Below are 18,453 nucleotides of genomic sequence, written 5' to 3'. Positions count from 1 at the left end.
TGACGCTCCCATTACCGGTGCGGCACCACGGCCGCCGACGTCAGAGGCGGGTCAGGCAGTACGCGGCGAGGCCCAGTGCGACGACCCCGGCGGTGCCCGCGAGGGTGGCCGATGCGACCGGGCTCACACCGTGGGCGACCGGCTCGCGGTGCCGCACCCGTACGCCGGTCCACACCAGCAGGGCGCCCCCGAACAGGGCGAACACCACTCCCGCGAAGATCGCCGGTCCGCTTTCCATGACCCCGCCCGTCCCTCCCGCGCCGAGTGCCGTACCCGGCGCGGGGAGGGTGGCACGCACGGGAGACGGGCGGGCGACATCGGGGTGAACGGAAGGCCGCCGGGTCACCGAGCACGCGTGCGGACAGCCCCCGGCACGAGCGCGCCCGTATTTTTCCGGCCGTTTTACCGGCACCGGCGCGTTCCGGCCTGTGCCGGCGGCATACGACGGCGGTCCGGACGCGGCTACGGCGGCTCGGGGACCGGTGGTACGGCGGCGGGACGCGTGGGCGTGACCGGGCCCCGGCACGGCGTCCCGGGGCCCGGACCGGCTAGCGCTCCGGTTCCAGGAAGCCCTGCTCGACCAGCAGCCGGATCTGCTCGGGGGTGCGGTCGCGCAGCCGGACCGGGTCCTCGCCGACGAGCTGGGCGATCGCGTCGAGGATGCGGCCGGCGCTCAGACTGCCGTCGCACACGCCCGCGAAGCCCGCGCCGATCGTGTCCACCTTCGTGGCGCGGCGCATTCCGCGGTGCTGGCGCAGCACCACGTGCTCGGGGTCCTCCGCGCCGGGCAGCCCGACCTGCTCCTGGACCACCTCGGCGGTCAGCCTGAAGTGGCCTTCGAGCAGCGCGGCGTCGTCGTGGTCCCGGAGGTAGTCGAGGCGGTCGAAGTGCGCCCGGATCGCCTCCCCGAGCGGCTGCTCGATCGAGTGCGGCCACTCCTCCACCGTGATCGACGGCTCCGTCGCCCCGGTCCTGCGCAGGGTGATCCAGCCGAAGCCGACCGCCTTGACCTTGCGCGCCTCGAACTCGTCGAGCCAGGCGTCGTAGCGCGCCTGGTACTCCGCCGGGTCGCCGCGGTGGTCGCCGGCGTCCCTGAGCCACAGCTCGGCGTACTGCGTGACGTCCTGCACCTCGCGCTGCACGATCCAGGCATCGCACCCGCGCGGCACCCACGACCTGAGCCTGTCCTGCCAGTCCTCCCCCGCGACGTGCTGCCAGTTGGCGAGGAACTGCGCGAACCCGCCCTCGGTCAGCCGTTCCCCCGCCTGCTGAACGAGCGAGCGACACAGATCGTCCCCGCCCATGCCGCCGTCGCGGTACGTCAGCCGTGCGCCGGGCGAGATCACGAAGGGCGGGTTGGAAACGATCAGGTCGAACGTCTCGTCGTCCCGGACCGGCTCGAACAGCGAGCCCTCGCGCAGGTCGGCGGCGGGCGCGCCGGAGAGCGCCAGAGTGAGCGCGGTGATGTGGAGCGCGCGCGGGTTGACGTCGGTGGCCGTCACGCGCGTGGCGTGCGAGGAGGCGTGCAGGGCCTGGATGCCGGAACCGGTGCCGAGGTCGAGCGCGGAGGCGACGGGCGTGCGCACGGTGATGCCGGCCAGGGTCATGGAGGCGCCGCCGACGCCCAGGACCACGCCCTCGTCCCGCCGGCCGATGCCGCCCGCCCCGCCGACCGCGCAGCCCAGGTCGGACACGATGAACCAGTCCTCGCCGTCCGGGCCGCCGTAGGGACGCACGTCGACGGTCGCGGCGACCTCGTCACCGGCCACGGACGCGAGCCAGCCGCCCTCCAGCGCCTCCGCGACCGGCAGCACGGCCGCCACGCGCGCGTGGGGCACCGGCTGCTGGAGCAGGAAGAGGCGTACGAGCGTCTCCAGCGGCGTGTCGCCGCGGGTGGCCCGGAGAGCGGGCACGGTCTCACTGCGGGCCAGCGCCGCGTAGGCGGGAGCGCCGAGCAGATCGAGCAGCCCGTCGGCGGTGAAGGAGGCGGCCAGCAGGGCGTCGCGCAGGCGTGCGGCGACGTCGGGCCGGTCGTTGGCGGGCAGGGGGGCGAGGCCGGAGTCAGTCACGTCACCATTGTGGCCCGGCACGGCCGGCCGGTGCCGCCGCGGCGCGGGCGGGCGGCCCGTGTCCGCCGGCCCGAGGTGCCCGCCCGGGCGAGGGCCCGTGGGCTACCGGCGGTCGAGCCGGTGCCGACCTCGGCGGCTGCGACGAAGCGGCGGTACCCGGGGCGGCGGCTCCGGCGCTGGCGGCTCGGCCCGCGATGCCCGTGAGGCACCGGAGCCGGCCGGCCTCGGACGCCGGCCGCCCGCCCGTGTCCGCGTGTCCGCGTGTCCGTCGGGAGGCTCGCCCGGCGGGCGGGTCAGCCGGTGGTGGCCGACGTGGTGGCGGAGCCGGAGGCGGCGACCTTGCAGCTCGGCTGCTCGGCGATCGCCTGCTTCACCTCGCCCTGCTCAAGCCGCTTCAGGGCCTCCGTGCCGCTGTTGCTCTGCTCGCCGATCTGCTTCGTCTGGTCGGCGACCTCGTGCAGGCCCTTGGCGAACTTGCCCTGGTCCTTGGTGTCGAGTCCGTCGACCTTCTTCTTCAGGTCGCCGTAGGCCGTGGCGAGGCCGGCGAGGTTCTTGGCGGCGTCCTTCTGGCGCTTGGCGCCGTCTTCGACCCCGGGGGGCGCACCGGCGCTGTTGATGGCGGCGGCCAGCCCCTTGTAGCCGTCGGCCATGTCCTGGAAGGCCGACGAGTACGTGCTCTTGGCGGTCTTGGGCGGCAGGTTGCTGTCCGTGGCTATCTTGGCGATCGAGGCGTTCGCCTCCCTGATCTTGGCGTCCTGCCCGGGCACCGCGTCGCACACCGTCTTGGCCCAGGCGACCAGCTTGGGGTCGGGCCCGCTGTCCTTGCTGCCGCTGCATCCCGACAACGCCATTACCAGTACCGCACCGCCGGACAGTGCGGCCGTGAGCTTCTTGTTCACCGGATCGGTCCCTTCCATGGCTCTCGGCCCCCGGAATCTACACGGCATACCGACAGCCCCCACATGCCGAAAGCCCCGGAAGTCTGCTTTTGTGATTCTTTGCACCATGGGAGAGAAGGCTCACGGCCTGGGCGGCGGCGCACACACGCAGCGGGCGGGCGGCACGTCAGTACGTGCCGCCCGCCCGCCGGTTGCGCAGGCCCGTTGGATGCGGGCTACGAAACCACCGCCGCGTCGGGTGAGTTGGATACCCGCTCGGCGCTCTCGTCGTCGCCCACGGCGATCCCGCGCCGCTTGGACACGTACACCGAGACGACGATGACCAGCAGCGCGAGGATCGCGATCCCGATCCGCACGCCGAGGTTCCTGTCGTCGCCGTAGGAGAACTTGATCACCGCGGGCGCGATGAGCAGCGAGACCAGGTTCATGACCTTCAGCAACGGGTTGATCGCCGGCCCCGCGGTGTCCTTGAAGGGGTCGCCGACCGTGTCGCCGATCACCGTGGCGGCGTGGGCCTCGCTGCCCTTGCCGCCGTGGTGGCCGTCCTCCACCAGCTTCTTGGCGTTGTCCCAGGCGCCGCCGGAGTTGGCGAGGAACACCGCCATGAGCGTGCCCGCGCCGATCGCGCCCGCGAGGTAGGAGCCGAGCGCGCCGACGCCGAGCGTGAAGCCGATGAAGATCGGCGCCATCACGGCGAGCAGACCGGGCGTGGCCAGCTCACGCAGGGCGTCCTTGGTGCAGATGTCGACGACCTTGCCGTACTCGGGCTTCTCGGTGAAGTCCATGATTCCGGGCTTCTCCCGGAACTGCCGCCGCACCTCGAACACCACCGAACCGGCCGAACGCGACACGGCGTTGATGGCGAGTCCGGAGAAGAGGAAGACGACCGCGGCGCCCGCGATGAGGCCGACGAGGTTGTTGGGCTGCGAGATGTCCAGCGACAGGCTCATCGGTGAGCCGGGGCCCGTGAGCTTGGCGCCGACGTCCTGCACGTTGGTGGTGATGGCGTCCCGGTAGGAGCCGAAGAGCGCCGACGCCGCGAGGACGGCGGTGGCGATGGCGATGCCCTTGGTGATGGCCTTGGTGGTGTTGCCGACCGCGTCCAGGTTGGTGAGCACCTGGGCGCCCGCCCCCTCGACGTCACCGGACATCTCGGCGATGCCCTGCGCGTTGTCCGAGACCGGCCCGAAGGTGTCCATGGCGACGATCACGCCGACCGTGGTGAGCAGGCCGGTGCCGGCCAGGGCCACCGCGAACAGCGCCAGCATGATCGAGGTGCCGCCGAGCAGGAACGCGCCGTACACGCCGAGCCCGATGAGCAGGGCGGTGTAGACGGCCGATTCCAGACCCACCGAGATGCCGGAGAGCACGACGGTGGCCGGGCCCGTGAGAGAGGTCTTGCCGATGTCCCTGACCGGGCGCCGGGTGGTCTCGGTGAAGTAGCCGGTGAGCTGCTGGATCACGGCGGCGAGCAGGATGCCGATCGCCACGGCCACCAGGGCGAGGATCCGGGGATCGCCGTCCTTCGCGCGGATCGCCGCGTCGCTGACGCCGCTCAGGCCGGAGTACTTCGCGGGCAGGTAGAGGAAGACCGCCACCGCGACCAGCACGAGCGAGATCACCGCCGAGATGAAGAATCCCCGGTTGATCGCGGTCATGCCGCTGCGGTCGGCCCGGCGCGGCGCGACCGCGAAGATGCCGATCATGGCGGTGATCACACCGATGGCGGGCACCAGCAGCGGGAAGGCGAGCCCCGAGTCGCCGAAGGCGGCCTTGCCGAGGATCAGCGCGGCCACCAGGGTGACGGCGTACGACTCGAACAGGTCGGCCGCCATGCCCGCGCAGTCGCCGACGTTGTCGCCCACGTTGTCGGCGATGGTCGCGGCGTTGCGCGGGTCGTCCTCGGGAATGCCCTGCTCGACCTTGCCGACCAGGTCGGCGCCGACGTCGGCGGCCTTGGTGAAGATGCCGCCGCCGACTCGCATGAACATGGCGATCAGGGCGGCGCCGAGGCCGAAGCCCTCTAGCACCTTCGGCGCGTCGGCCGCGTACACCAGCACCACGCACGAGGCGCCCAGCAGGCCGAGACCCACCGTGAACATGCCGACGACGCCGCCTGTGCGAAATGCGATCTTCATCGCGGTGTGCGAGACGGTGGTGAGATCCTTTTCGGGTTCGCCTTCGCCCGGGGTCGCTTCCCGGGCCGCGGCGGCGACGCGCACATTGCTGCGCACGGCGAGCCACATGCCGATATAGCCGGTGGTCGCTGAGAACACCGCGCCGATCAGGAAGAACACCGATCGTCCGGCACGCTGATTCCAGTCGTCCGCGGGCAGCAGCAGGAGCAGGAAGAACACGACGACGGCGAATACGCCGAGCGTGCGCAACTGTCGGGCGAGATACGCCTTGGCACCTTCCTGGACCGCTCCGGCGATCTCCTTCATGCTGTCGGTGCCCTCGCCCGCCGCCAGCACCTGGCGCACCAGGACGCCTGCGACGGCGAGCGCGGCCAGGGCGACGGCCGCGATCACCGCCACGATGATCCGGTTGTCGTCCGTGAGTACCGCGGCCGCGAGGGTTGTGGGGTGGCCAAACTGATGAGGGGTAGAAAGCCCCGCCATTCGTCCTCCTTGACGCTTGGGCTGAGCTCAAGATGTGGACGGATTGTAGGTACCCCAGAGTGATCTAAACAGGGGACGGTAAACGGAATTCGCCTTCTGGCGCTCTTCAGCAAATGATCGAGTTCCCGCCATCGAACCCGAAAGAGGTAATGCCTCAAAGGCATTGACGGCCACATTGATGCTTGATCAAATTATCAGCTATTGATCGTGAATTCTTTCACGAATTACCGGGCACGCTTGGAGACAGCACGAAGGGCCCTGCTCAGCAGGGCCCTTCGATGCGCTGTGCGCGGGTGTCCGAACGCGCGGGGCGCCGGATCAGACGAGCGTGACGGCCGACGGGGCGGTGGGCCAGCTCATGCGGATCAGCCCGCCGTCGCGGCCCGTCGTGACCTCCACGTCGTCGACGAGGCCGCTGATGACCGCGAGGCCCATCTCGTCCTCCTCGGCCTCCACGTCCGCGTCCGCGGCGGCTCCGCCGGCCACCCGCTCCGCGGGAGCGGCGTGCGGGGCCTCGTCGCCGACCTCGATGGAGAACTGCTTCTCGTCCTCGATCAGCGCCACCTTCACGGGCGCCGTGATGGCGTTGCTCTGATGGAGTCCGACGGCACGGGAGCAGGCCTCGCCCACGGCGAGGCGCACCTCGTCGAGTACGGCCTCGTCCACTCCGGCCCTGCGCGCCACCGCTGCCGCCACCAGCCGGGCGGTCCTGACGTGCTCGGGCAGCGCGCTGAAGCGGAGTTCGACGGTGGCCATGCATCCCCCTCGCGACTACGGGCGTGCGGTCCGGGGCGGGGCCGCCGAGAGCCCGCACCCCCTGCTGAACTAGTGGCCCCGGACCCACCGGCCCGGGGCGGGGCCGACCGATGTCCCGACCGGCGAGCGGCCTGGACCGGGTGGCCGGCCGGGGTCAGTCGGTGGCCGCCACCGCTTCCTCGACCGAGGTGTGGATCGGGAACACCTTGGTGAGGCCGGTGATGCGGAAGATCTTCAGAATGCGCTCCTGGTTGCAGACCAGGCGCAGCGAGCCCTCGTGGGCACGCACCCGCTTCAGGCCGCCGACCAGCACGCCGAGTCCGGTGGAGTCGAGGAAGTCCACGCCCTCCATGTCGACGACGAGGTGGAAATTGCCGTCGTTCACCAGCTCGACCAACTGCTCGCGCAGCTTGGGCGCGGTGTATACATCGATTTCGCCACCGACCTCGACGACCGTACGATCGCCGACGGTACGGGTCGACAGGGACAGGTCCACGGATCCTCCAGCACCTTGCTATCGAGCGGTCGCCCCTCGGGAACATCGGCTTGCGGCCCCCGGGGCGCACCGCCAGCCGCGATGGCATTCAATCACTTACCGGCATGTGTGCACGACGCCTTGGCTCCATTGTCCGTCACGCCGGTGACACACTCGGTGCCGATGGCCAAGAATCACCGATCCGATCGACCCATGGCGGACCCGGCGTCCCGCCCGTCTCCGGGCACCGTTCTGGACCGGCTCGCCTCCGGGCCGAGCCGATCCGCGCGCATCACTCATACGGAGCACTTGCCCCCGCGTGCGGGTCGGCATGCCGTCTGGCCTGACCGGATTCGCTCCGAGGTGATCGCCGCCGTGCAGGCGTGCGGCATCGAGCACCCGTGGGCCCACCAGGCGCTGGCCGCCGAGCACGCGCTGGACGGCGACTCGGTGGTGGTCGCCACCGGCACCGCCTCCGGCAAGTCCCTCGCCTACCTGGTGCCGGTCATGTCCACCCTGCTGGACGGCTCCGAGGCCCCGAACGGCCGCGGGGCGACCGCCCTGTACCTGGCGCCCACCAAGGCGCTCGCGGCGGACCAGTGCCGCTCGGTGAAGGAACTTTCACAACCTTTGGCCGGCGCCGTACGCCCGGCCGTGTACGACGGCGACACCCCGTTCGAGGAACGGGAGTGGGTCCGCCAGTACGCGAACTACGTCCTCACCAACCCCGACATGCTGCACCGCGGGATACTGCCCTCCCACCCCCGCTGGTCCTCCTTCCTGAAGGCGCTCAAGTACGTCGTCATCGACGAGTGCCACACCTACCGGGGCGTGTTCGGCTCGCACGTCGCCCAGGTGCTGCGCCGGCTGCGCCGCCTGTGCGCGCGCTACGGCTCCTCGCCGGTGTTCCTGCTGGCCTCCGCGACCGCCGCCGAGCCCGCCGTGGCCGCCGGCCGGCTCACCGGCCTGCCGGTCGTGGAGGTCGCCGACGACGCCTCCCCGCGCGGGGAGCTGGTCTTCGCCCTGTGGGAGCCCCCGCTCACCGAGCTGCACGGCGAGAAGGGCGCACCCGTCCGGCGTACCGCCACCGCCGAGACCGCCGACCTGTTGACCGATCTCACCGTGCAGGGCGTGCGCTCGGTCGCCTTCGTGCGCTCCCGGCGCGGCGCCGAGCTGATCTCGGTGATCACCCAGGAGCGTCTGGCCGAGGTCGACCGCTCCCTCGCCCGGCGTGTCGCGGCCTACCGGGGCGGCTACCTCCCCGAGGAGCGCCGGGCCCTGGAACGCGCCCTGCACTCCGGCGAACTCCTCGGACTCGCCGCCACGACGGCCCTGGAGCTGGGCGTGGACGTCTCGGGGCTGGACGCCGTCCTGATCGCCGGATACCCCGGCACGCGCGCCTCCCTGTGGCAGCAGGCGGGCCGCGCGGGCCGCTCCGGACAGGGCGCCCTGGCGGTGCTGGTGGCCCGCGACGACCCGCTGGACACCTTCCTCGTCCATCATCCCGAGGCCCTGTTCGACCAACCGGTGGAATCGACCGTCCTCGACCCCGACAACCCGTACGTCCTCGCCCCGCATCTGTGCGCCGCGGCGGCGGAGATACCGCTGACCGAGGAGGACCTCGACCTGTTCGGTCCCGCCTGCGCGGAGCTGCTGCCCCAGCTGGAGGCCGCGAAGCTGCTGCGCCGCCGCACCCGCGCCTGGCACTGGACACGCCGGGAGCGGGCCGCCGACCTGACCGACATCCGCGGCGCGGGCGGGCGGCCGGTGCAGATCGTGGAGGAGGGCACGGGCCGCCTGCTCGGCACGGTCGACGCGGGCGCCGCGCACTCCGCGGTGCACGAGGGCGCGGTGCACCTGCACCAGGGCCGCACCTACCTGGTGCGCTCGCTCGACCTGGAGGACTCGGTCGCGCTGGTCGAGCAGGCCGACCCGCCGTACTCGACGGTCGCCCGGGACACCACGTCGATCTCCGTCCTGGAGACGGACGTCGAGATCCCCTGGGGCTCCGGCCGGCTCTGCTACGGCTCGGTCGAGGTCACCAACCAGGTGGTCTCCTTCCTGCGCCGACGGCTCATCACGGGTGAGGTGCTCGGTGAGACGAAGCTCGACCTCCCTCCTCGTACGCTGCGCACGCGCGCGGTGTGGTGGACGGTCACCGAGGACCAGCTGGACGAGGCACGGATCACCCCGGAGATCCTGGGCGGCTCCCTGCACGCCGCCGAGCACGCGTCCATCGGCATGCTCCCCCTGTTCGCCACCTGCGACCGCTGGGACATCGGCGGGGTGTCCGTCCCGCTGCACCCGGACACCCTCCTGCCGACGGTGTTCGTCTACGACGGCCATCCGGGTGGCGCGGGCTTCGCGGAGCGCGCCTTCCACACCGCCCGCGCCTGGCTCGCCGCGACCCGGGAGGCCATCGCCTCCTGCGAGTGCGAGGCGGGCTGCCCCTCCTGCATCCAGTCCCCCAAGTGCGGCAACGGCAACGATCCGCTGCACAAACGGGGGGCGGTTCGGCTCCTCACGGTGCTGCTGCGCGAGGCCCCGGAGGACAAGGCTCAGGAGGACTCGGTGACGCAGGGCTGAGATCCGGGGCTTCGCGGCACCGGGCTCTGAGCTTCTGAGGCTTTGCGGCACCTGGGTGCCGGGACACCGGGAGGGCCGGCAGCACCGGGAGCACCGGGGCACCAGGGCACCAGGGCCTCTCTCGGCTTTGTGGGCGCCTTTCGGATCAAGCAGGCGGTCTAGGAGCGGCTGTGCCCGGCGCCGCGGGCAGGGGCCCGGGCGGCCCGGCTCTGGCCCTGACCTCCGCCGTGAAGGGTCCGCGCCCCGAGGCCGCTGTGACGTCCGAGGTGTCGCCCGCGATCACGCACCGAACCAGCCTGACCCTCTGGGCCGCCGCCACCCGTTGAGCCCGGGCGCAGGCGCCGGCGGTGCCCTCGGCCCAGTGGTCCGCCGCGGCGAGCGCCGCCAGGTCAGCAGCGCCGGCTGCCCGGTGCCTCACCGCGACCGCCTGCCCGAGGGCGAGCACGGCGCCGAACACCACACACAGCACGGTGATCACCCCGACGCTCCAGACGGTGGCGGAGCCCCGGTCCGAGCAGCGGGCTTCGCTGCCATGTTCGACTCGCCGGCGCCTCATGACCCGGGCTCCGCGGCGACTCCGGCTACCGCACCGGCACCGATGCCGGCACCCACGGCGGCACCGGTGGCCGTCCCCGTGTCGGCGCCTCTGCTCTCGCCTGCTCCAGCAGCGGATCCCGCACCGGCGCCCGTGCCGGGGCCTGTACCGGTGTCGGTGCCCGGCTGCGCGCCCGCGCCGACGGTCTCCTCCGCCGCTGCCACCGCCTCCTCCCGTACCTCGAACGGCAGTCCGGACAGCACCGGCGGTCTGGCCACCACCGTCACCCGGACCTGGTCACCCGCCCGGCCGACCGTCACCCGTGCCCCGCGCGGTGCCGCCTGCCGGGCCACCTCCACCACCGCGTCGGCCGGGTCCTGCCGGGCGGCGGCCCGGGCGCCGGCGCGGGCGGCGTCCACGCACTGGATCTGGGCGGCCACCACGAGCAGCCCCCAGACCAGCGCCATGGTGAACGCCACCAGCACCGACAGCACCACGGCCGACTCCGCGGTCACGAACCCGCGGTCCGACCCCCGCTCACATCCGCGCACTGAGGGCCCGTTTCACGATGGCCTGCAGTTCCGCCTTGACCTGGCCGCTGGTGACTACCTCGTAGAGCAGCAACGCGAACCCGACCGCGGCCACGATGCCCATCGCGTATTCCGAGGTCACCATCCCCCCGTCCGCGCGCCACCGCTCCCGCACCGGCACCCACAGCCTTCCGGCCTTCCGGCGCAAGCCGAACCTGCGCCTGTCGAACCTACGCATCTCGAACTCCCCTCGTTCCAGCGTTCTCGTCCGTTTCCGGGACCGCGCCATCCGCGTCCCGTGCCGTCACCGTCACCGCGTCGCCCGCGGCCGCTTCCCTCGCGCCTGCCGTCAGCCGCCACCTCCTCCCATCACGCCGCCCGCCAGCCCGATCACCACGGGCAGCACGCCGATCGCGATGAAGGCGGGCAGGAAGCACAGCCCGACCGGCGCGGAGACCAGGACGCCCGCCCGGCGCGCCCGCGCCGTGGCCGCTCTGGCCCATTCGGCCCGCGCGTCGGAGGCGAGGCGGGCCACGGGACCGGCGGCGGGCAAGCCCGACTCGTCGGCCCGCTCCAGCAGCCGGGCCAGTGCCCCGGCGCCGGGCAGACCGGCCAACCGGCGCCAGGCGTCGCACGGTTCGCCGCCGAGCCGCACCTCCGCCGCGCCCCGGTCCAGCGCGTCCCCGACGGGTCCGCCGAGGGCCTCGCCCACCGCCTGTGCGGCGATCACCGGCCCGGCCCCGGCCGCGATGCAGGCGGCCAGCAGATCCGCGGCGAGCGGGAGCTGGCGGGCCGCGAGCGCTCTGTCGACCTCCTCCGCGGGGCCCGCCTCCGATCGCCGGAGCCGCCACCGCCACAGCCCCGCGCCCACGGCGAGCGCCACGACCGCGCCGGCCGCGCCGCCGGCCAGCACCCACGCCCCGCACATCGCCCCCACGACCGGCAGCCACCGCCGCACTTGGTTCCCGACCTCGAAGGGCGCTTTCGACTCGGCCTTCACCAAGGCCAGCAGTTCGGCCACCCTGCGTCGCGCCCGGCGCCGGCGCCGGGCCATGACCAGCCACCGGGCCGCCCAGCCCACGCTCAGCAGACCGGCCGCGACTGTCCCCAGCCTGTGGACGACTTCACCGCTCATGCCGCCTCAGCTCCCCGTACGATCCGCCCCGCCCACCACACCCCGGCGCCCTCGAACACCGCTCCCGCCACCAGGCAGCCAAGCCCCGCCCCGCTGTGCAGCAGCACCCGCAGGGGGTGGGCGCCCATGGCCGAGCCGAGCAGCAGCCCGAGGGCGGGCAGCGCAGCGAGCAGCAGCGCCGTCGCCCGAGCCCCGGACAGCTGGGCCCTCAGATCCGCCCGTTGGTCCCGCTCGGCACGCAGAGCCCCGTCCAGCCGCTCGAGGCCGTCCGCGAGCCCGGCGCCCTGGTCCACGGCCACCCGCCAGCAGGCGGCGAGACCCAGCAGCCCCTCCGCGCCCGGCTGCCGGGCCGCGACGGCCAGCGCGCCCGGCACATCGCCGCCGAACCGCGCGGCCGCGACCACGCCGTCCTGCGCCTCCCCGAGCCCGCCGGAATCGCGGGCGGCCCGCAGCAGCGCCTCACCGGGCTGCCGTCCCGCGCGCACCTCCCCGGCCAGCACGCCGCACAGGCCGATCACCGCGTCCGCGCGCCGCTCCCTGGCCCGTCCGGCCTGCCGGGCCAGCCGCGTCCTGCGCAGCACCGGCACCCCGGCCGCCCCCGCGACGACCGGAATCACCGAGGCGCCCAGCAGTGCGAGCAGCAGCCCGGCCGCGAGCGACCACCATTCGGGCCTCAGTCGTCCCTGCAGTCGCCGCAGTTCACCCACGGCCCGCTCCCAGGAGAGCGGGCCGGTCGCCACCCCCGCGCCCCCGGCCAGCAGCAGCCTCGCGCGCCGCGTCCCGTGGTGCCGTCCGCCCAGCAGCCAGGCCGCGGCCCCGACACAGGCCGCCGCCGCCCCCATCGACGTCTCAGTGCTCACTTCCGTCACTCCTCTCGTCCCGCTCGCTCCCGGATGCGCCGCTCAGCAGCTCCCGCAGCCGCTCCCAGCCCCGCTCCCGGGTGAAGGCCCGCACGCCCCAGCGCAACGCCGGCACCGTCCGCACGAGGCCCGAGTCGTCCCGCTCCAGCACATGCACCTCGGCGATCCGGCGCCGCCCGGACCCGTCCCGCACGAGGTGGAGCACCACCGACAGCGCGGCCGCCAGCTGGCTGTGCAGCGCCGCCCGGTCGAGTCCGGCCGCCGTGCCGAGCGCCTCCAGCCGGGCGGGCACGTCGGCGGCGGCGTTGGCGTGCACGGTTCCGCAGCCTTCGTGGCCCGTGTTGAGCGCGGCCAGCAGGTGCACCACCTCGGGGCCCCGCACCTCGCCGATGACCAGCCGGTCGGGCCGCATCCGCAACGCCTGGCGGACGAGGTCCTCCAGGGTCACGAGGCCGGCCCCCTCCTGGTTGGCCGGCCGGGTCTCCAGCCGTACGACGTGCGGATGGTCCGGTCTCAGCTCCGCCGAGTCCTCGGCGAGCACGATCCGTTCACCGGGCTGGACCAGACCGAGCAGTGCGCTCAGCAGAGTCGTCTTGCCGCTGCCGGTGCCGCCGCTGACGAGGAAGGACAGCCGGGCCGCGAGCAGCGCCCGCAGGACCTGGTCCCCGCCGGGCGGTACGGTGCCCGCCTCGACCAGTTCCCCGAGCGTGAACGCCCGAGGTCGCACGACGCGCAGGGACAGGCAGGTGCAGCCGACGGCCACCGGGGGCAGCACCGCGTGCAGCCGGGTCCCGTCGGGCAGCCGGGCGTCTGCCCAGGGCCTGGCGTCGTCCAGCCGGCGTCCGGCCACGGCGGCCAGCCGCTGCGCGAGACGCCGTACGGCCGCCGCGTCCGGAAAGGTCACCGGCGTCAGTTCCAGGCCGCCGCCGCGGTCCACCCACACCCGGTCGGGCGCGGACACCAGGATGTCGGTGACGCCCGGATCGGCGAGAAGCGGCTCCAGCGGACCGGTCCCGACCAGCTCCGACCGCAGGTGCTCGGCCGCGCCGAGCACCTCGGCGTCCCCGAGGACCCGGCCCTGTTCGCGCAGTGCCTGGGCGACGCGCGCCGGGGTCGGTTCGGCGCCGCTCTCCGCCAGCCGGCGTCGGACCCCGTCCAGCAGGGCCATGACGTCGGCCCGGTCGAGTCCGGGCAAGGTCATCGTGGGCCTCCCGTCTCGGCCAGTGCCTGTTCCCAGAAGGCGGTGCAGAAGCGGGCCAGCGGGCCGCGGCCGGTCGCGGCGGGCGGCTTGGCGGTGCCGTGCGCGCGCTGCAGGGCCGGTTCGACGGGGACCTCGCCGGCCAGGGGCAGGCCCAGCAACCGGGCGACCTCGCGGTCGTCGAGGCCGGGCGCGTACGGCCCCCGCACCGCCACCCGGAGGTCCCCGACGACCATGCCGAGCGCCGATGCGACCCGGCCGGCGGCCGCGACCGCCCGCAGTTCGGCCGGGACGACGAGCAGGGCCAGGTCGAGCTGGGCGAGGGCTTCGGCGACCCCGTCGTCCAGACGCCGCGGGAGGTCGACGACCACCGTGCCGCCGCGCCGCCTCGCGGCCGCGAGCACCGCGCGGACGGCCTGGGCCGGGACGGCCACGCAGTCGCCGCGGTCCCAGCTGAGCACCCGCAGCGAGTGCAACCGGGGCAGCGACTCCTCCAGCGCGCCGCCGCCGACCCGGCCGCGGGAGGCGGCGAAGGCGGGCCAGCGCAATCCCTCGGCGCTCTCACCGCCGAGGAGCACGTCGAGTCCGCCGCCCAGCGGATCGGCGTCGACGAGAAGGGTGCGCAGCCCCTCGCGTGCGGCGGTGACGGCGAGGGCGCAGGCCAGTGTGGACGCACCGGCCCCACCCCGGCCGCCGACGACCCCGACCGTCAGGGCCGGACGGCCGACGCCCTCGGCGACGTCCGCGATCCGGTCGACCAGCCACTGCTCTCCGTCGGGCAGCATCAGGACGTGGTCCGCGCCGATCTGCACGGCCCTTCTCCACACCCCGGAGTCGTCCTGGTCGCGGCCGACCAGCACCACTCCGCGCCGGCGCGCCGCTCCGCGCAGGCGGCGGGCCGCGTCGTCGCCGACCAGGACGAGCGGGGCCGCTTCCCAGCCACCGCCGTGATCGGGTACACCGTGATGCACTTCGGGCGTGGCGCCCGCGGCCGCGCACAGGCGCAGCAGATCGTCCAGCAGATCCGCGTCCTCGGTGACGATGAGCGGCCGTCCCGGCAGACCTCCGGTGGCCGGTGCCGGGTCGTGGGCGACGGTTCCGGTCACGTGCGCTCCCCCTTCCCATGTCCTCCGCGCGGCCTCCGCGGCCCCGCGATTCCCAAAGATGTGAAGGACCGGCGAGCGGCGCTCTGTGCGAGGCGGCAGAAACCGGCCATAGGCACTCCGGCAATCGGAACCGGCCATGAACTCGCCGGCGTCGGAGTGCGTGGGAATCACGGTGCAGCGATCCGGGAAATCGTGTGGATCTTGGTGGAAAACCGTGTACAACTCAGCGGTTGTGAATATCGCGGTCACCCATACCGGTGAGCCTTGAGCCGCCCTCTCCGCGACTTCCACAGAGCAGCGCTTCAATTACTCAGAGTGACGACTCACGGGCACGGCAGAGTCCGGTCGGCATCGGGCGCGACCGGTCGCGAGACATGTTGAAAAGGGGAGAAAATGCGTCCGGACATGCGACGACCCCCGCCGGGGGGGAGAGCGGGGGTCGTCCCCACGGCCGACTCGGGGGGGGAGGAGTCGGACCGGGTTAGCACGGTCGCGAACGATCCGTGACTTCCATGGTGTACCCGAGAGCCTTCTCAGGCAAACCCACGCGCCCCACCTTACGCCGAATGGTGGGCGCATATGCTCAGGGACGTGGAAAACCACTCCTTGCCCCGCGCAGCAGCCTTCTTTGACCTGGACAAGACGGTCATTGCGAAGTCGAGCACGCTCACCTTCAGCAAGTCCTTCTACCAGGGCGGGCTGATCAACCGCAGGGCCGCGCTGCGTACCGCGTACGCCCAGTTCGTCTTCCTGGCCGGCGGCCTCGACCACGATCAGATGGAGCGGATGCGCCAGTACCTCTCCGCGATGTGCCGAGGCTGGAACGTCCAGCAGGTGAAGGAGATCGTCGCCGAGACCCTGCACGACCTGATCGACCCGATCATCTACGACGAGGCGGCCTCCCTCATCGAGGAGCACCACACCGCCGGACGCGACGTGGTGATCGTGTCCACCTCGGGCGCCGAGGTGGTCGAGCCGATCGGGGACCTGCTGGGCGCCGACCGCGTGGTGGCCACGCGCATGGTGGTGGGCGACGACGGCTGCTTCACCGGGGAGGTGGAGTACTACGCGTACGGCCCGACCAAGGCGGAGGCCGTCAGGGAACTGGCCGTGTCCGAGGGGTACGACCTGGACCGCTGCTACGCCTACAGCGACTCGGCGACCGACCTGCCCATGCTCCAGGCGGTCGGGCACCCGCACGCCGTGAACCCGGACCGCACGCTGCGCCGCGAGGCGGTCGCACGCGGGTGGCCGGTCATGGAGTTCGCCCGGCCGGTCCGGCTCAAGCAGCGGATCCCCGGATTCTCGGTACCGCCGCGTCCGGCTCTCGTGGCGGCGGCGGCCCTCGGAGCGGCCGCCGCGACCGCGGGCCTCGTCTGGTACGCGAGCCGGCGCAGGGGCGTCGCCGCCACCTGACCGGTTTACCGCCGTTTGGACCTGAAAGTAAAGAAGTGCGGGCAGGGGTTCCACTTACTCCGGGGGTGCAGTACAAAGGTTTCAGGCCCGCGAGACCACAGGACATCCGTGAGGATCCCCTACTACTACGCACTGGCCCCACGGACCCCGCATGAACACCGGGCACCCACGCGACGTCGACCCGTCGATTACGGGCCAGCCGCACCAGGTGACGGGCAAAGACCCCGACCTGATGGGCAGATATCGAGGACGCTTGGTAACCCGGTGAGCATGCCAGCGGCGGTACGAGAACTCGTACCGCCGCAACCCCTGTCCGGCCCCCTCGCGGGGGCCTTTCCCATGTGTCCCGCGCTCAGGGCTCAGGCGGCCCCGCGCTGCAGCGCCTCGCATACCGCGGTGGACTCGCGCACCCCGAGCTCGACCGCGCGGCCGCAGTGGGCGATCCAGGCGGCCATGCCCTCGGGGGTGCCGGAGACGTACCCGTCGAGCGCGGCCAGGTAGGCCGCGCGTCCCAGCTCGGCGTGACCCACCTCGGACGGGCAGACCGCCTTGGGGTCGAGGCCGCTGCCGATCAGGACGATCCGCTCGGCCGTGCGCGCGACGAGGCCGTTGTGCGAGGTGAAGGGGCGCAGCGCGAGAAGTTCGCCGTGCACCACCGCCGCGGTGACCAGCGCCGGCGCCGAGGAGCCGGCGATGATCAGGTCCGCCAGGCCCTCCAGCCGGCCCGACACCTCCCTGGCGTCCGGCAGCGGCAGCTCGAGCAGCGGCTCGTCGACCGGTTCGCCCGCCTGGCGCGGACGGCCGACGTCGTCGCCCTGGGTCGCGGCGGCCACCAGATGGAGCCGGGCCAGCACGCGCAGGGGGGACTGCCGCCAGATGGACAGGAGCTGACCCGCCTCGGCGGTCAGCCTGAGCGCCGCGCCCACGACCATCGCCTCGGCGTCGGCGCTGAAGTCGGAGCGCCGCCGCACCTCCTCCAGGGCCCAGTCGGCGCCGGACAGCGCGGCCGAGCCGCGGGCGCCGCGCAGCGCGGCCTCTGAGGTGATCTCGTTGCTGCGGCGGCGCATGACCCGGTGCCCGTAGACCCGGTCCACGGCCTTGCGCACGGACTCCACGGACTCGGCCACGCCGGGCAGCGAGCCCAGGGCCGCGAGCGGATCGGCGGTCGCGCCTGTCGTACTCATGAGTACGACCCTACGCACCCGACCGCCCCACCCCACGAAGGAGTGGTCTTCTTCACTCCTCTCGACACATAGAGCTATCGGTTCACTACTGTTGGTGAACATGAAAATTGCTTTCGTCGGGAAGGGCGGCAGCGGCAAGACCACGCTCTCCTCCCTCTTCATCCGCCACCTCGTGGCTGCGGGCGCCCCGGTGCTCGCCATCGACGCCGACATCAACCAGCACCTCGGCCCGGCGCTCGGCCTCGACGAGGCGCAGGCGGCCGCGCTGCCCGCGATGGGCGAGCGGCTGCCGCTGATCAAGGACCATCTGCGCGGCTCCAACCCGCGCATCGCCTCGGCCGCGACGATGATCAAGACGACCCCGCCCGGCGAGGGTTCGCGGCTGGTGCGGGTGCGGGAGCCGAACGCGGTGTACGACGCCTGCGCGCGTCCGGTGGAACTCGACGGCGGCGCGGTCCGTTTGATGGTCACCGGCCCCTTCACGGACGCCGACCTGGGGGTCGCCTGCTACCACTCCAAGACGGGAGCGGTGGAGCTGTTCCTCAACCACCTCGTCGACGGCCCCGACGAGTACGTCGTGGTCGACATGACGGCGGGTTCGGACTCCTTCGCGTCCGGCCTGTTCACCCGCTTCGACATGACGTTCCTCGTCGCCGAGCCGACCCGGAAGGGGGTCTCCGTCTACCGCCAGTACAAGGAGTACGCCCGCGACTTCGGCGTGGCCCTGAAGGTCGTCGGCAACAAGGTCCAGGGGCAGGACGACGTCGACTTCCTCCGCGCGGAGGCCGGTGACGACCTGCTGGTGACGGTCGGGCACTCGGACTGGGTGCGTGCGATGGAGAAGGGGCGCCCGCCCCGGTTCGGTCTTCTGGAGGAGGCCAACGTCCGCTCCCTGCAGACGCTCCGGGCCGCCGCCGACGCCACGTACGAACGGCGCGACTGGGAGCGCTACACGCGCCAGATGGTCCACTTCCACCTGCGCAACGCGGAGGCCTGGGGCAACGAGCGCACCGGGGTCGATCTGGCGGCGCAGATCGACCCCGGGTTCGTGCTCGGCGAGGGCCTGGCGGCTCCGGTATGACG

Annotated in this window: 17 protein-coding genes; 3 read left to right on the top strand and 14 right to left on the bottom strand. The window is 72.9% G+C overall.

Annotation, left to right across the window (positions count from 1 at the left end):
* Positions 1-40 precede the first annotated feature (40 nt).
* From ACFYU0_RS14145 to bldG, 6 genes are all read right to left on the bottom strand, one after another.
* The gene (locus ACFYU0_RS14145; RefSeq protein WP_389300750.1) at positions 41-238 is read right to left on the bottom strand and encodes a hypothetical protein; all 198 of its coding nucleotides are present in this window, start codon (positions 236-238) and stop codon (positions 41-43) included.
* A gap of 310 nt (positions 239-548) precedes the next feature.
* Entirely contained in the window at positions 549-2,069 is a 1,521-nt protein-coding gene (locus tag ACFYU0_RS14140; protein WP_389300747.1) for a methyltransferase, read from the bottom strand.
* Positions 2,070-2,362: 293 nt separating this feature from the next.
* Entirely contained in the window at positions 2,363-2,968 is a 606-nt protein-coding gene (locus ACFYU0_RS14135) for a small secreted protein (RefSeq protein ID WP_351667363.1), read from the bottom strand.
* A 215-nt stretch (positions 2,969-3,183) separates the two neighbouring features.
* Complete coding sequence (locus tag ACFYU0_RS14130; protein ID WP_351667365.1) at positions 3,184-5,589, bottom strand: sodium-translocating pyrophosphatase; 2,406 nt, start codon at positions 5,587-5,589, stop codon at positions 3,184-3,186.
* Positions 5,590-5,907: 318 nt separating this feature from the next.
* The gene (locus tag ACFYU0_RS14125) at positions 5,908-6,345 is read right to left on the bottom strand and encodes an ATP-binding protein (protein ID WP_351667367.1); all 438 of its coding nucleotides are present in this window, start codon (positions 6,343-6,345) and stop codon (positions 5,908-5,910) included.
* Between the two features lie 154 nt (positions 6,346-6,499).
* A complete protein-coding gene (bldG, locus tag ACFYU0_RS14120; RefSeq protein WP_010986038.1) occupies positions 6,500-6,841 on the bottom strand; it encodes an anti-sigma factor antagonist BldG in 342 nt (113 codons plus the stop codon).
* 81 nt (positions 6,842-6,922) lie between these two features.
* On the opposite strand from bldG, the gene ACFYU0_RS14115 reads away from it, so the two are divergent.
* On the top strand, positions 6,923-9,406 hold the full coding sequence (locus tag ACFYU0_RS14115; protein ID WP_389300743.1) for a DEAD/DEAH box helicase: 2,484 nt from the start codon (positions 6,923-6,925) through the stop codon (positions 9,404-9,406).
* Between the two features lie 145 nt (positions 9,407-9,551).
* Here ACFYU0_RS14115 and ACFYU0_RS14110 read toward each other — a convergent pair whose 3' ends face one another.
* The 7 genes from ACFYU0_RS14110 to ssd all read right to left on the bottom strand — a co-directional run bounded on the left by ACFYU0_RS14110 (position 9,552) and on the right by ssd (position 14,770).
* Positions 9,552-9,962, bottom strand: coding sequence for an Rv3654c family TadE-like protein (locus ACFYU0_RS14110; RefSeq protein WP_389300740.1), 411 nt, complete (start codon positions 9,960-9,962; stop codon positions 9,552-9,554).
* Positions 9,959-10,456: a TadE family type IV pilus minor pilin gene (locus ACFYU0_RS14105; RefSeq protein WP_389300739.1), complete on the bottom strand. Its 498-nt coding sequence runs from the start codon at positions 10,454-10,456 to the stop codon at positions 9,959-9,961. The genes ACFYU0_RS14110 and ACFYU0_RS14105 overlap by 4 nt, the downstream gene beginning before the upstream one ends.
* A gap of 22 nt (positions 10,457-10,478) precedes the next feature.
* Entirely contained in the window at positions 10,479-10,616 is a 138-nt protein-coding gene (locus tag ACFYU0_RS14100; RefSeq protein ID WP_358933122.1) for a DUF4244 domain-containing protein, read from the bottom strand.
* A gap of 204 nt (positions 10,617-10,820) precedes the next feature.
* Entirely contained in the window at positions 10,821-11,606 is a 786-nt protein-coding gene (locus ACFYU0_RS14095; RefSeq protein ID WP_389300735.1) for a type II secretion system F family protein, read from the bottom strand.
* Positions 11,603-12,448 (bottom strand): type II secretion system F family protein, encoded by an 846-nt coding sequence (locus tag ACFYU0_RS14090; protein WP_389300911.1) that lies wholly within the window; start codon positions 12,446-12,448, stop codon positions 11,603-11,605. The genes ACFYU0_RS14095 and ACFYU0_RS14090 overlap by 4 nt, the downstream gene beginning before the upstream one ends.
* 7 nt (positions 12,449-12,455) lie before the next feature.
* A complete protein-coding gene (locus tag ACFYU0_RS14085; RefSeq protein ID WP_389300732.1) occupies positions 12,456-13,667 on the bottom strand; it encodes a TadA family conjugal transfer-associated ATPase in 1,212 nt (403 codons plus the stop codon).
* Positions 13,664-14,770 carry a septum site-determining protein Ssd gene (gene ssd / locus ACFYU0_RS14080; protein WP_351667377.1) on the bottom strand — a complete coding sequence of 369 codons (1,107 nt, stop codon included), beginning with the start codon at positions 14,768-14,770 and terminating at the stop codon, positions 13,664-13,666. The genes ACFYU0_RS14085 and ssd overlap by 4 nt, the downstream gene beginning before the upstream one ends.
* A gap of 579 nt (positions 14,771-15,349) precedes the next feature.
* Between ssd and ACFYU0_RS14075 the strand changes: the two genes are divergently transcribed.
* A complete protein-coding gene (locus ACFYU0_RS14075) occupies positions 15,350-16,186 on the top strand; it encodes an HAD family hydrolase (protein ID WP_389300730.1) in 837 nt (278 codons plus the stop codon).
* Positions 16,187-16,545: 359 nt separating this feature from the next.
* Here the strand turns inward: ACFYU0_RS14075 and ACFYU0_RS14070 are convergent, their stop codons facing one another.
* Positions 16,546-17,370, bottom strand: a complete 825-nt coding sequence (locus ACFYU0_RS14070) for an oxidoreductase (RefSeq protein ID WP_389300727.1) — start codon at positions 17,368-17,370, stop codon at positions 16,546-16,548.
* Positions 17,371-17,470: 100 nt separating this feature from the next.
* Between ACFYU0_RS14070 and ACFYU0_RS14065 the strand changes: the two genes are divergently transcribed.
* Positions 17,471-18,451 (top strand): ATP-binding protein, encoded by a 981-nt coding sequence (locus ACFYU0_RS14065; RefSeq protein ID WP_389300724.1) that lies wholly within the window; start codon positions 17,471-17,473, stop codon positions 18,449-18,451.
* Positions 18,452-18,453 lie beyond the last annotated feature (2 nt).

Origin of the sequence: Streptomyces sp. NPDC003720 (assembly GCF_042875075.1) — a bacterium.
Lineage (GTDB): Bacteria > Actinomycetota > Actinomycetes > Streptomycetales > Streptomycetaceae > Streptomyces.
Note: the sequence above shows the minus strand (reverse complement) of the source record. Positions and strands in the feature narration are given on the sequence as shown.

Coding starts and splice junctions, on each gene's coding strand:
- ACFYU0_RS14090 (WP_389300911.1), bottom strand. CDS start 12,448: ATGGGGGCGGCGGCGGCCTGTGTCGGGGCCGCGGCCTGGCTGCTGGGC.
- ACFYU0_RS14125 (WP_351667367.1), bottom strand. CDS start 6,345: ATGGCCACCGTCGAACTCCGCTTCAGCGCGCTGCCCGAGCACGTCAGG.
- ACFYU0_RS14095 (WP_389300735.1), bottom strand. CDS start 11,606: ATGAGCGGTGAAGTCGTCCACAGGCTGGGGACAGTCGCGGCCGGTCTG.
- ACFYU0_RS14115 (WP_389300743.1), top strand. CDS start 6,923: ATGGCATTCAATCACTTACCGGCATGTGTGCACGACGCCTTGGCTCCA.
- ACFYU0_RS14110 (WP_389300740.1), bottom strand. CDS start 9,962: ATGAGGCGCCGGCGAGTCGAACATGGCAGCGAAGCCCGCTGCTCGGAC.
- ACFYU0_RS14085 (WP_389300732.1), bottom strand. CDS start 13,667: ATGACCTTGCCCGGACTCGACCGGGCCGACGTCATGGCCCTGCTGGAC.
- ACFYU0_RS14070 (WP_389300727.1), bottom strand. CDS start 17,370: ATGAGTACGACAGGCGCGACCGCCGATCCGCTCGCGGCCCTGGGCTCG.
- ACFYU0_RS14145 (WP_389300750.1), bottom strand. CDS start 238: ATGGAAAGCGGACCGGCGATCTTCGCGGGAGTGGTGTTCGCCCTGTTC.
- ACFYU0_RS14075 (WP_389300730.1), top strand. CDS start 15,350: ATGCTCAGGGACGTGGAAAACCACTCCTTGCCCCGCGCAGCAGCCTTC.
- ACFYU0_RS14100 (WP_358933122.1), bottom strand. CDS start 10,616: ATGGTGACCTCGGAATACGCGATGGGCATCGTGGCCGCGGTCGGGTTC.
- ACFYU0_RS14065 (WP_389300724.1), top strand. CDS start 17,471: ATGAAAATTGCTTTCGTCGGGAAGGGCGGCAGCGGCAAGACCACGCTC.
- ACFYU0_RS14130 (WP_351667365.1), bottom strand. CDS start 5,589: ATGGCGGGGCTTTCTACCCCTCATCAGTTTGGCCACCCCACAACCCTC.